This window comes from Methanoculleus formosensis, assembly GCF_025384765.1.
In the GTDB taxonomy this organism is placed as follows: domain Archaea; phylum Halobacteriota; class Methanomicrobia; order Methanomicrobiales; family Methanoculleaceae; genus Methanoculleus; species Methanoculleus formosensis.
Map to the genome: position 1 here is coordinate 353677 of NZ_VHLL01000001.1, position 12362 is coordinate 366038.

10 protein-coding genes and 1 tRNA gene are annotated in these 12362 nt (G+C 63.9%); 5 read left to right on the plus strand and 6 right to left on the minus strand.

Annotation, left to right across the window (positions count from 1 at the left end):
* Positions 1-13: 13 nt before the first annotated feature.
* The 4 genes from FKB36_RS01905 to FKB36_RS01920 form a co-directional block, all read right to left on the minus strand.
* Positions 14-1321 (minus strand): methyl-coenzyme M reductase glutamine C-methyltransferase, encoded by a 1308-nt coding sequence (locus FKB36_RS01905; protein ID WP_261596333.1) that lies wholly within the window; start codon positions 1319-1321, stop codon positions 14-16.
* A gap of 46 nt (positions 1322-1367) precedes the next feature.
* Positions 1368-2063: a DUF2225 domain-containing protein gene (locus FKB36_RS01910; protein WP_261596334.1), complete on the minus strand. Its 696-nt coding sequence runs from the start codon at positions 2061-2063 to the stop codon at positions 1368-1370.
* Between the two features lie 70 nt (positions 2064-2133).
* Positions 2134-3216, minus strand: a complete 1083-nt coding sequence (locus FKB36_RS01915; protein ID WP_261596335.1) for an ABC transporter permease — start codon at positions 3214-3216, stop codon at positions 2134-2136.
* Entirely contained in the window at positions 3213-5018 is a 1806-nt protein-coding gene (locus FKB36_RS01920) for a PrsW family intramembrane metalloprotease (RefSeq protein WP_261596336.1), read from the minus strand. The genes FKB36_RS01915 and FKB36_RS01920 overlap by 4 nt, the downstream gene beginning before the upstream one ends.
* An 80-nt stretch (positions 5019-5098) precedes the next feature.
* Here FKB36_RS01920 and FKB36_RS01925 point away from each other — a divergent pair, with 80 nt between their 5' ends.
* Complete coding sequence (locus tag FKB36_RS01925) at positions 5099-5986, plus strand: ABC transporter ATP-binding protein (protein ID WP_261596337.1); 888 nt, start codon at positions 5099-5101, stop codon at positions 5984-5986.
* Between the two features lie 260 nt (positions 5987-6246).
* Here FKB36_RS01925 and FKB36_RS01930 read toward each other — a convergent pair.
* Positions 6247-6320, minus strand: a tRNA-Lys gene (locus tag FKB36_RS01930).
* A gap of 113 nt (positions 6321-6433) precedes the next feature.
* On the opposite strand from FKB36_RS01930, the gene FKB36_RS01935 reads away from it, so the two are divergent.
* From FKB36_RS01935 to FKB36_RS01945, 3 genes are all read left to right on the plus strand, one after another.
* Positions 6434-7894 carry a DHH family phosphoesterase gene (locus FKB36_RS01935; protein WP_261596338.1) on the plus strand — a complete coding sequence of 487 codons (1461 nt, stop codon included), beginning with the start codon at positions 6434-6436 and terminating at the stop codon, positions 7892-7894.
* On the plus strand, positions 7891-8511 hold the full coding sequence (locus tag FKB36_RS01940; protein ID WP_261596339.1) for a 6-hydroxymethylpterin diphosphokinase MptE-like protein: 621 nt from the start codon (positions 7891-7893) through the stop codon (positions 8509-8511). Before FKB36_RS01935 ends, FKB36_RS01940 begins: the two co-directional genes overlap by 4 nt.
* 150 nt (positions 8512-8661) lie before the next feature.
* Positions 8662-10311, plus strand: a complete 1650-nt coding sequence (locus FKB36_RS01945; RefSeq protein WP_261596340.1) for a radical SAM protein — start codon at positions 8662-8664, stop codon at positions 10309-10311.
* Between the two features lie 591 nt (positions 10312-10902).
* Here FKB36_RS01945 and FKB36_RS01950 read toward each other — a convergent pair.
* Positions 10903-12039, minus strand: a complete 1137-nt coding sequence (locus FKB36_RS01950) for a CBS domain-containing protein (protein ID WP_261596341.1) — start codon at positions 12037-12039, stop codon at positions 10903-10905.
* Between the two features lie 52 nt (positions 12040-12091).
* Between FKB36_RS01950 and FKB36_RS01955 the strand changes: the two genes are divergently transcribed.
* A complete protein-coding gene (locus tag FKB36_RS01955) occupies positions 12092-12355 on the plus strand; it encodes a PRC-barrel domain-containing protein (RefSeq protein WP_261596342.1) in 264 nt (87 codons plus the stop codon).
* Positions 12356-12362 lie beyond the last annotated feature (7 nt).

Here is a 12362-nt window from a genome sequence, read left to right on the forward strand (position 1 = left end):
TCCCGCCCATACCTTACGGCTGGGCGTAGCGGAGGATGAGTTCGGTCGCCGCCCTGATATCCTGGCCCTGCTTGCGTGCCTCGGCGAGATACGTGTTGTAGATCTCGTCGGTCACGAGCCGCAGTTGCGGGCGGAAGAGATCGGCGTGCATCATCAGGTCGAAATACCTTGCCTCGCTCTCGGTGAGGCCGAGCGGACGGTATTCCCCGGTGTGCGGGATGAATGCCGGGTTCTTGTCCCGGGGCGTCCTGGCCGCGAGGTCGGCGAGGGGTGTCCCCGGGATGGGTTCGGCACTGCTCACGAAGACGTCGTCGAGGGAGAGTGCGGCGATGAGATCCTTCGTCGCCTCGTAGTCCCGCTCCGTCTCCCCTGGGTAGCCGACGATGAAACTCCCGGCGACCCGAAGATCGTGCTCCCGGCACCGCTCCACCGCCTCCTCGACCTGCCGGACGGTCGCACCCTTGCCCATCATCCGGAGCACCCGGTCGCTCCCCGACTCGATCCCGAAGAAGACCCACCCGATGGTGTAGCGCCGGATAGCGTCCAGAACTTCGTCGGTGATACAGTCCACGCGGATATCGGGGGAAGAGACGTTTCGCGGCCCCATCACCTCCGCCATCGAACGAAGGAGGGCGATGAAGGCGTCCGGGTTCATCTCCCCGTTGGTGGAGCCGTAGAGCGATCCCGTCCCCCCGGAGACCGAGAGCCTCGTCGCGCCGTGTGCCGCAAAGGCCTTCACCTCCTCGATGATGTTCTCAAGCGGTCGGCTCCGGACCGCCCTCCCGAAGAACCGCGGCACCTGGCAGAAGGTGCACCCCCCGATGCATCCCCGGTGGGTCTCGATGTAGGCGCTTGCGCCCCGGATGCTCTGGCTCCCGATGTCGTCCGGGATGAGGGGGAGCGGCCGGTCGATCGGCGCCGGCGGTGCGGGCGGCGTCACGACCGGCCGGCCGGCGTCGAGGTACGCGATCCCCAAAAGACCGGGCGAGACCCCCTCCTCGACGAGCCTTACCACCGTCTCCTCGCCCTCGCCGACGACCACCGCATCGGGGGCGAGCTCCCCGAGCACCATCTCCGGCGCGGCCGAGACCGGGCCCCCGACGTAGACCGTCCCTCCGCGCTCGCGGTGTGCCCGGATCAGGTCGCGGATCGCGGGATCGAGGAGGTGCTGGGTCGAGAAGAGGCTCATGAGCAGGACCGAATCGCCCGGGGCGGCGGGCGTCCGGGTGAGGGTCACCCGATGACCCGCGTCGCGGAGGACGCCGCCGATCAGCATGGCGCCGTAGGTATAGATGCCGGGGGAGAGGATCGTGATCTCCATGATACAGTATCGCCGGAACAGTATACAAATGGTGGGGATCTGCCGGTCAGAGCGGCACGGGATGCCTGAACCGCCGGGCCTCGGCGACGGTATGGGCGCCCCGGTCCGATGCGGCGATCAACCGCGCCTGGAGCCGCAGGATGTCGGCGATGACGGGCTCGGGGTTCTTCTCCAGCATCTCCTTCACCACGGCGCGGGCCTCCCGGAACCTCCCCGCTCTCCGGAGCAGATCGGCGAGGAGCGCCTCGTCCGCCCCCTCCGGGGCGGCCAGCCGTTCGCCTTTCTCCCACCCACGCCGCAGGAGGTCGGCGGCACGTTTCCGGCAGATCCGGGCGGGCACATCCACCCCCTCGTCATCGCAGACCCAGGCGGCATGGAGGGACGCCCACGCGGCCCTGGCCGGGAGCCCGAGGTCCTCCTGGATGATCGACCAGCAGAGGAAGGTGTTTGCAATTCCAGGGAACTTGCGGGCGTCGAGTTGCCCGCGGTAGCGCGGGAGTTTCACCACGTCGGCCGCTCCTTCCTGCGCCTTGCCCGGGTCGGGCGCACAGTAGCCGCAGGACGGGCACCGTTTCACCCACGCGTAGATGGTGGATCGCAGGGGCTCGGCGGGCCGGGTGTCGAGGTCTCGCGACCCGACGCTGCTCGCGGCCTCGGGGATGGTGAACCGGCAGGTCTCACCGCAGACCGCACAGGTGGTATTGAGGTGATGGGGGTGGAGCATCGATGGGCTGAATAGCATATCCGCCGATATATATTTTGCCCACGATGGAATACGGCGACGTGGCGACCGGGCGCGAACCCCTCTCCCCTTACCGGGCCTCTGGGGTTGCCTCCCCGACCCGGCGGGCATAGGCCGTTACGCCCCATCCGAGGAGGGCCGTCGCGCCCGCGACCAGTGCGAGGATCAGCCAGTGGACGGGTCCGACGGTGTCCACCGCTAGCCTGACCATGAGGTTCAAGGGGTTGTAGGGGACAGCCATGACGAGGAGGAAGACCACGACGAGCGCGGTCGAGAAGATGAACTGGGCGCTTGTCCGTTCGCGGTAATGGAGCGCCACGAGCGCCCCGAGCAGGATGAGGAAGAGCCCGCCCGCCGAGGCGTGGAGGAGGATCGCAGCGGCGTTATCGACCGCGATGCCGTTGAATCCGAGGAGGAGGAGCCAGGCCCCGGCCTGAACCGGAACCAGGACCTCACAGGCGGCAACCTTCCCCCAGACCATCTCCGCGAACGTGACCGGCGTCGACATCAGCGTCTCGAGCGTCCGGCGCTGGTACTCCTCGGTGATGAGGTCGATGATCAGGGCGGCCGAGACGATCGCCGGGAGGAGGACGAGCAGCGGGATGAGGAGTCCGTAGACGAACTCGAAGAAGTTCTCGCCGCCGCCGGAGTCGGGGAAGTTCAGTTCGACGGGGAATGCGGTCATCCGGTCGGCCCGGACCTCGCGGAGTTCCTTCTCGTAGCCCTGGAGCACCTCTTTTACCTTGACGTTGATGACGCTCGACTGCAGGTCGTTCTGGATGAGGTAGAGCGTGACCATGACCGGCCCCTCTGCATCGGGCGGGGTCTCCGGGACGTAGACCACCGCCGAGACTTTCCGATCGCGCAGAGCCGCAAGCGCCTGGCTGAGATCCATCCGGTGGAGGATGAGGTCGTCTCTCTTCTCGAACTCACCGATGAGGGCTGAATCCGCTCCGGCGTAGCCGACGCCATAGGCGACCGTCGAGTAGCCCTCGATCGCCTCCGGGTCGTACATGGCGGTGAGCCCCACCATCAAGAATGACGAGAACATCGCGATGAAGACCTGCAGGAGGATCGCAAAGACGATCGTCTTCTCCGACGAGAGCCCCAGGAGTTCTTTCTTCGCGACAAGACCGATATTTCGCGTATTCACTGGAGCGCCCCCAGAAGGAAGTAGAGGTTATAGAGGCTGTGCACCACGCACGCCGCGACGAGGCCAGGGAGGTAGGCGCGCCGCCCCCAGAGCAGGAGGAAGGTGCCGGTGATGAGCACTCCCGCGATGTGGAGGAGGAGCGGCATCCAGAGCACCTGGAGGGAGAGGAAGAGGACGCTCCCGAAGATCGACTCGGTGATCTGGGCAAGCGTGGCGAAGAGGAGGAGTTTTTCGCCGACGAGGAACCCGAACCCGATCGCGACCGCTCCGAGGAGCAGGTTCTTCGGCGTCAGGAACCCGGGCCGCTCCCGCGCCACCGCGTAAAGCCCGATCGACTTCGCGAACTCCTCGATGAATGCCGCGGAGACGGTCAGGAGGACGAGGGAGAGCGGCATCGGGATGTTGAAGAAGAGGACGAGCGTCAGCATCTGGGCCATGAAGACGAACGGTATCGTGAAGCCCGCGAGCAGGAAGAGCGAGATGTGCGGGTGATCCCGGCTTATCCCGGCCGAGACGAAGTCCGCGAGCCTTGATGTGAGGGGTTTCTGCGAAAAAAGGCGCTCCTCGCGGAAGTTCGTGATGCCGACGTAGAAGAGGATGATGCTCGTTGCAAAGAAGAGGGCGGTCGAGTAAACGAACTCCATGGCGGTGAACCCGTCGCCCTGGATATCGAGGACGACCAGAGTGAGGGGCGATATGATGCTGATGACGTGGGTGTTCGCAAAGACCGTCGGGAAGAAGAGGTACGACGTGGCGAGGGTCGAGAAGAAGATCGAGACGAACGAGAGTTCCTTGAAACTCCGGGAGGCCATCCCGATGATCAGGGCATTTGCGAGGAAGAAGAGGATGACCGGGACGAGCGGGAGGAGGATCGTCATCGGTGCACCGGCAAAGAGGGTGATCGCGACGGCGATGAGGATCATGATCGTGAAGTAGGGGAGGGCTTTACCGACGATGATCGCGGCCGGCCCAACAGGGGTGGAGAGGAGTGCCTCCCCGGCCCTTCCCACCCGCTCGTTCATCACGCTCATCATGAAGAACTGCGAGGTGAAGTAGAGCGGGAAGATGAAGACGAAGACCAGGATGATTGCATCGAAGGGAAGCGGCGCCGAGAGTTCCGAGGGCGTCCGGAAATCCCCCATCGCTGAGCCGCCTGAGATGACGCCGGTGTAGCGTTCAAGGGGATGATTGTTCCCCGTGTCCGCAAGGTGCTCCCGGAGGGTCTCTTCGGAGACGGGCATTGCCGACGCCGGGGGCGTCACCGCCTCGACCGGGCCGGAGGGGGCCGGCGGTCTTCCGGCATCCGTCGGGGCGCCGACCTGCTGCCCGCTCTGGGTTGCCAGGAAGTCGATCTCGCTCTTGACGTATTGAAGGTCGATCCAGAGCGGGTAGGCGGCGAAGAGGTCGGGTTCTCCTGCGGCCACGTAGGAGACGTAACCCTCGTAGTCGCGCTCGAGTGTTTTCAGGGCCGCCCGCCCTTTATCCGTGTCGGCGGCGTAGACCTCGCCCTGCAGGATGACGATGTCGTATGCGAACCGGTTCTCCCAGAGGGCCGCCCCATTATCGAGGTAGGCGGTAAAACGGCCGTCGGGAGCGACGATCCTGGCGACCTCGGGGTCGTCGACGCCGATGCGGTACATGCCGTCCTGCATATGGACGCCGCTCTCGGCGGCAAACGCCGTTACCAGCAGCAGGAGGACGAGAAGCCCCGCCGCAAGCGGGAGGACGCTTCTCCCCATCGTGGTCATCGACCGGTTCATCTCCCAGACGGCGATCGTCCGGATGGAGGAGGCAAGACTCATGGTAATCCCTGGCGGCGCTAGAGAACCATATCTCTGTGCAGCAATCTATTAGTAGGCATCGCCGACATAAGGGGTACCCGATGATCACGGCCCGCTCTCTCGTCAAACATTACGGCGACTTCCCCGCCCTCGACGGTGTCACCTTCGATCTCGACGATGCACGGATACTCGGGGTTATCGGGCATAACGGCGCCGGGAAGACGACGCTCTTGAAGATCATGGCCGGCCTTATTTCACCGACGGCGGGGAGCCTCGTCGTTGACGGGATCGACGTTGTCAGGAGACCGCTCGACCTGAAAAAGAACCTGGGTTACCTCCCCGAGGAGTCCCGGCTCTACGAGACGATGACGACGGATGCCTACCTGGCGTTCTTCGGCGAGATCTACGGCCTTTCGAGAGCAACCATCCAGGAGCGGGGCGACGAACTCCTCGACTCGCTCGCGCTCGATGCGGAGAAGAAGAAGATCGGGGAACTCTCGAAGGGGATGAAGCGGAAGGTCGCGATCGCACGGTCGCTGATGCACGATCCCGGCCTCCTCATCTACGACGAGCCCACCTCCGGCCTCGACCCCATGACGTCGCGGTCGGTGCTCGACTACGTCAAGGATCTCCGGGACCAGGGCAAGACGGTGATCTTCTCCGCCCACAACCTCTTCCAGGTGGAGGAGGCCTGTGACCTCGTCCTGATCCTGCGCAGGGGGAAGGTGGTGGCGAAGGGCACCATGCCCGAACTCCGCGAGACCTTCGGTTCGCTCACCTACCAGGTCTTCTTCCGGGTACCCGACCCGGCGACGTTCGCGACGTCGGTCGATTATGCGGCCTCCGACGGCCGGTACCTTGCCGAGGCGCGTTCCGTCGAGGAGCTGAACCGGACGACCGCAGCGCTTGCGGCCGACGGCGCGACGATCGAGCGGATAGAGTCGCATTACCCGACGCTCGAAGAGATGCTCCTGAAGATCGGGCGGTGACCGGATCTCTCTACCCTGCGGTGCGGTACTGTGGATCTCCCGCGGGAGCAGGATTTATATAGCAGCGGCATATATGTGCCTCCGGAACCCTGTTACCATCGCAGCAACCGGCCTCTTGTAAGAAAAAACGGCGCGGGTTGAGGTTGATGGAGGTTGACCGGACGACCGGGCGCCCCGCCCGCAATGGGGGAAAAGATCTCGATGGTCACCGCTGGAGAATCGATACCGGATGCAAACGATGAGAAAAATCGAGAGTTCGACGGGCCTGAAGGGATTTGAACCCTTGGCCTACGGATTAAGAGTCCGTCGCTCTGCCAAACTAAGCTACAGGCCCATGTATCTGACCTAATAGTGTTGCATGGGAAACGGTATAAACTTTGTGGAACCTCTCTGAAAATCGCCAAAATGGAATCCCTTAATACCATGAGAAGTTACACCATTGTACGCATGCCTGAGGCGGTCCAGAACGTTTCGAAGGAACGTATCAAATACATCATTCTTGGGTGCGGGAGCACCGGCTATAATGTCGCCGAGGAGCTCGAGCAGGAGAGCGAAGATCTCATCATCGTCGATAAAGACCAGAAACGGGTGGAAGACCTCCGCGATCAGAAGTACGAGGCGATCGTTCGCGACCTCCTTGATCCGAACTTCATGGAAGGGCTGCCCGTGCCGGAGGTCGCGTTCATCCTCGCGAACGACCGGGAGGCCAACCTGGCCGCGCTCAAGACCGTCAAGAACCGGTACCCGGCGACCTACGTCATCGCACGCGCCACCGACCCGGTCAGCATCGACCTCCTCCAGCTGGAGGGCGCCGATATCGTCCTCTACCCGCAGGAGGTAGTTGCGAAGACCGCCATCCACCACATCCGGAAACTCCACTCTTCACGGCTTGCCCTGCGGCTCTACGACATGCTCGCCTCGTGGGAGGGGACGCTCTGCATCGTCACCCACTTAAATCCCGACCCCGACTCGATATCGAGTGCCATGGCGCTCTCTATGATCGCGCGGCACGCGAGCCACAACAAGCTCAACTGCCGTCTCGTCTACGAAGGGGATATCGGGCATCAGGAGAACCGGGCGTTCATCAACCTCCTCGATATCAAGCTGGAGCGGCTCACCCCCCAGATCCTCGAGGAATGCAACTACATCGCTCTGGTCGACTCGTCAGGGCCCGGCGTGAACAACGAACTCCCCAGGTCGACCCGGGTCAACATCATCATCGATCACCACAAGAACGGCGAGCACCCGTCCACGGTCGCCGACTTCATCGATATCAGGCCGGGGGTCGGCGCCACGGCGAGCATCATGACCCAGTACCTGATGGAGCTCGATATCCCGGTGAGCAAGTCGGTGGCAACCGCGCTCCTGTACGGCATCAGGGCCGATACCCGCGACTTCAAGCGGAACGTCACCTCCCAGGACCTCAACTACGCGGCGTTCCTCCTTCCCCTGACCGACTCGGATCTCCTCGATAAGATCACCTCCCCCTCTATGTCGCTTGAGACGGTGGAGATCATCGGAAACGCCATCCGCAACCGCCGGATCAAGAGCGGCTACCTCTTCTCCGGCGTCGGCTACATCAGGAACCGCGACGCCCTCCCGCAGGCGGCCGATATGCTGGTCCATCTCGAGGGCGTGAACACGGCGCTGGTCTACGGCATCAGCGACCAGAATATCATCATATCTGCGCGGAACAAGGATATCAGGCTCCATCTCGGCAACGTTATGGCCGAGGCGTTCGCCCCTATCGGTGAGGCTGGTGGACACGCCACGATGGCGGCGGCCCTGATACCGCTCAACTACTTCTCCCTGGCAAAGGAGAAGGAGGACCTCCTCGATCTCATCATCGACCCGATCCTGAAGCGGTTCGCAACCATCGTCGGCCTGGACGACGAGGATAAGCAATGAGGTTTGCGGACTGGGAGCCTCACTACACTGCAATTCTGGACTATTTCGGGTTCGAGCGCGAGGCCGACGAGGCGGCCGCCCGGGTGCTCGCGGACCTTGCCGGTCGCGACGACGTCGGGCTGCTTGAGACGCTCATCCGGGGGAGAGAGGTGACGGTTTGCGGGAACGCACCCTGCCTTGTGGACGAACTCGACCGGATCGGGGGGACGGTGCTCGCCGCCGACGCGGCGGCGGAGGTGCTCGCTGATCACGGTATCCGGCCGGCCGCAGTCTTCACCGACCTCGACGGGGCAACGGACGTCTTCATCGACCTCTCGGAGCGGGGGACGGTGATGGTCGTGCACGCCCATGGCGACAACGTCCCGCTCCTCCGCCACTGGGTCCCGCGCATCGTGGGCCCGCTTGTCGCCACCACGCAGGCGGCGCCGCTGCCGCACGTCCACAACTTCGGCGGGTTCACCGACGGCGACCGGGCGGTCTTTGCCGCCGACGAACTCGGGGCGGCGAGTATCCGGATCGTCGGGTTCGATCTTGCCGACAAAAACGTCGACCCCCTCAAGCGGGGAAAACTCTACTGGGCGGGGGAACTCCTGCGCCTGATCGGGTATGACCTCTAGTGGACCATCGTACCCGGCATCGCATGTGCATCGTGGCCTCGCGCGAAGCCGCGAAGGACGCGAAGGGAAGGTACCAGGGGGCATCAATTGCATGGTCTTCGCGGTTTCGCGCTCTTCGCGTGAGTCTGCCCGGGAGGGGTGAAATCGAAGATGCCGCGATCGACTAACGCCCTCATCATCGACGGCTACGTCGACGAACCCGCGTGCCTCGGCGTTTCGCCCTACGTCTCCCCGTACATCCGGGAGGTCGCCGGGGTTCTTATCGGGCATGGCTATGCTCCCCGCTACGTCACGATCGACCAGGTCCGGGCCGATCCCGCCCTTGCCACCTCGCCCGGCCGCGGCGATCTCGTGGTGATGATCGCCGGCCTGACCGTGCCGGGAGCATACATCGGGGGGAGACCCGCGACCCTGACGGAGATCCAGCAGATCGGGATCCTGCTCCGGCAGCCGACCACCGCGATCGGCGGGCCGATCGCCTTCGGCTACGCTCCCGGGGGTGGGAAGAAGGCGATCCGGCAGGCGATCGCCGGGTTCGACGTCACGCTCTCCGGATCGCCCGCGGTCGCGCTCGACTCCTGGCTCTCGGGCGGGGAGCCTGCCGGCGCGGGCGATTACTCCCTGACCGACCCCTGGGCCGCAGCGGGCGCCGGGATCATCGGTGGGCACCCGGCATTCCCCTACGTGATCTGCGAGCTCGAGACCGCGACCGGGTGTTCGCGGGCGACGGTCGGAGGATGTTCGTTCTGCACCGAACCGTTCTACGGGCTTCCGCGCTACCGGAGCATCGAGGGGATCGCGGAGGAGGTCGCGGCGCTATATGCGGCGGGTGCCCGCCATTTCAGGCTCGGCCGGCAGCCGGATCTCCTCGCCTACAAGAGCGGCGGCGGGGAGTTCCCGGTCCCCCGCCCCGAGGCGCTCGCCGAACTCTTCTCGGCCGTCCGGGAGAACGCCCCGGACTTGAAAACCCTGCACATCGACAACATCAACCCGGGCACCATCGCCCGCCACGAGGACGCGGCACGGGCGGCGCTCGAGGTGATCGTCGCCGGCCACACCCCCGGCGACACCGCGGCCTTCGGGATGGAGACCGCCGATCCCGCGGTTGTCGCGGCAAACAACCTCAAGGCAATGCCGGATGACGTCTTTCGCGCGATCGAGGTCGTGAACGAGGTCGGGGGGAAGCGGACTCGCGGCATCCCCGAGCTCCTGCCGGGCCTGAACTTCATCGTCGGCCTCGCGGGGGAGACGCCGGCGACGTTCGACGCAAACGAGGCGTTCCTCCGGCGGGTGCTCGATGCCGGTCTTCTCGTCCGGCGGGTGAACATCCGGCAGGTGATGCCGTTTGAGGGAACAAAGGCCTACACCGAGAACACCCTCGGGAAGCACGATGCCCGGTTCCGCTCCTTCAAGGAGTGGACGCGCAAGGAGTTCGACGAGCCGATGCTCCGCCGGGTCTTCCCCGTCGGCACCGTTCTTTCGGAGGTCGTCGTCGAAGTTCCCGGGAAACCGTCGTTCGGGCGGCAGATGGGCTCCTATCCCATCCTTGTCGGAATCCCGCTCGAACTCCCGGCACGGGCGGTGATCGACACCGTCGTGGTCGACTGGGGGATGCGGTCGGTGACGGCGCTCCCCTCTCCGGTCGAGGTCAACACCCTGCCGGCAGCGGCACTCCGGTGGATCCCCGGCGTCGGCAAGAAGAGGGCCGCGACCATCGCCGCCCGCCGCCCGTTCGGAAGCGTCGAAGAGTTCCGGGAGGTTGCGGGGGAGACGGGGATCGAGGGCGTGATGAGGTTTTAGGGGGGACTCTTGTGTCTGGTGTTGTATCTTTTGGCGGTGGGCTGGTGCCTTGCGGTGCCCGGATTCTGACGGTTCTATCCGATTTTCTTTAAATTGGGTTTGATTGACGTTAGAATTCCTAAATTCTTTTGGATCGTTGTTCAGTAACCATGCACGGCTTCCCGGGGAGTATCGCCACGCACTGCCCGCCCCCCTTAGGGGGGCGGGAGGAGCGCGAAGCGCGGGTGGTGGGGGGGTTCTGAGGAGGGGCTTGTAGATGCCCACGTAGGAGAGCGCTCCTATCTTGGAAAAGCCGACGGATAACGCCTGAGGTGTGAGATGGCCGAAGAGTGTGAGACAGGGGAGGGGGGATGCTCCCCCTCCCCGTCAGCCCTACCCCCAATGGCGATATCCCCTAGAAAGCCGTGCACCGGGAGAACCGATGTTCTGATAGGAAGCAGTTATCTGCAAGACCGAGAGTTTGAGGAGCTGGGAGGCATCTCAAGCCCCCGTCGTTCAGTATATCGCACCTTTGGTAGGTCGCCAATCGCACCTGGCGGTGCTCCAGGTCCTGCCCATCGGGGAGTCGCATTCCGGAGGAAGATTGCCTGGTCATTCCTCTTCCCGCAACTCCATCACCCGCAGAACGTCCGTACGGGTCACGATCCCGACCAGGTCGCCATCCACGACCACCGGGATCCTCCCGATGTTCTGGCCGGTTATGATCCGGAGCGCGTCGATGAGCGACGCCGACGGCGGGAGGGTGGTCGGGTTCCGGGTCATGACGTCGCGCACCTGCATCGCTTCCCGGTCGATCGGCGAGGTCTTGTGGATGTCGGCGAGGGCGATGATCCCCACAAGCGACCCCCGCTCCATCACAGGAAAACCGAGGTGCTTCGTCTCATACATCATCTCCACCACCCGGGGCAGCGGCATCGTCGGCTCGACGGTAGTTACCGGGCTGCTCATCGCGTCCGCCACCGTGACGTCCTGCAGCAGGATGTTGTAGCGGAGGGAGGTGGCCTCCTGGTTCGCCCCAATGTAGATGAAGAAGGCGATGAGGATCAGGATCGGGTTCAAGAGCAGGAACCCGACGAGCCCGAAGAGGACGGCAAACCCCTTCCCGACGTCGGCGGCGATCCGGGTCGCCCGGGAGAGCGGCATCCGGCGGGCGAGCCATGCCCGCAGCACCCGCCCGCCGTCCATCGGAAACGCCGGGAGGAGATTGAACCCGAAGAGCAGGACGTTCAGGAGCCCCAGGTAGCCGAAGGTGAAGATCAGGACGCCGGCGACCCCCGGGTCCAGATTGATCGCCGCAACGACGTAGACGAGGGCGGAGGAGACGATGCCGACCCCAAGGCTCGTCAGCGGCCCCGCGAGCGCCATGGGGAGCTCGATCTTCGGGTCCGGCATCGTCTCCTCCATCTGGGAGACACCGCCGAGGATGAGAAGCGTGATGCTGTGGATCTCGATCCCCTTCGCCTTCGCGATGAGCGAGTGGGCCATCTCGTGGATGAAGACGCCGAAGAAGAGGCCGAGCGCCACGACGGTCCCGAGGATGTAGGGGTTGAAGCCCGCCGTGATCAGCGTCATGTCGATCGGAACACCGAAGAGGACCGCGATCAACTCGGTCGTGAGCACGATCTGGCTCCCGATGATCCAGGCGAAGAGGGGGATCACCAGAAGGAAACTCCAGTGCAGTTTGACCGGTATTCCGGCCAGGTTTCCAATCTGTAGCGACGCTTCCATAAGAAAGAGTATCTTTTTATCATTTATAGTAATATACCTTCAGAGGATACCGATGAGAACACAGATCACAGAGATGTTCGGGTTACGCGTCTATACCGACAGGGCTGTCTTTATCGGGAATGTTGACGATGTCGTACTCGACGTGGACCAGAAGAAGATCGACGCCCTTGCAGTCGGCGAGCTCAACCCCGAGATCGGAGAGGTGAAAGGCTACACCGGGCTGCAGATCCCCTTCCGCATCGTGAAGAGTGTCGGCGATATCGTCATCGTCCGCCACATTCCCGGGCTCTTCAAATCCCCGACCAAAGAAGACTGATCACGAT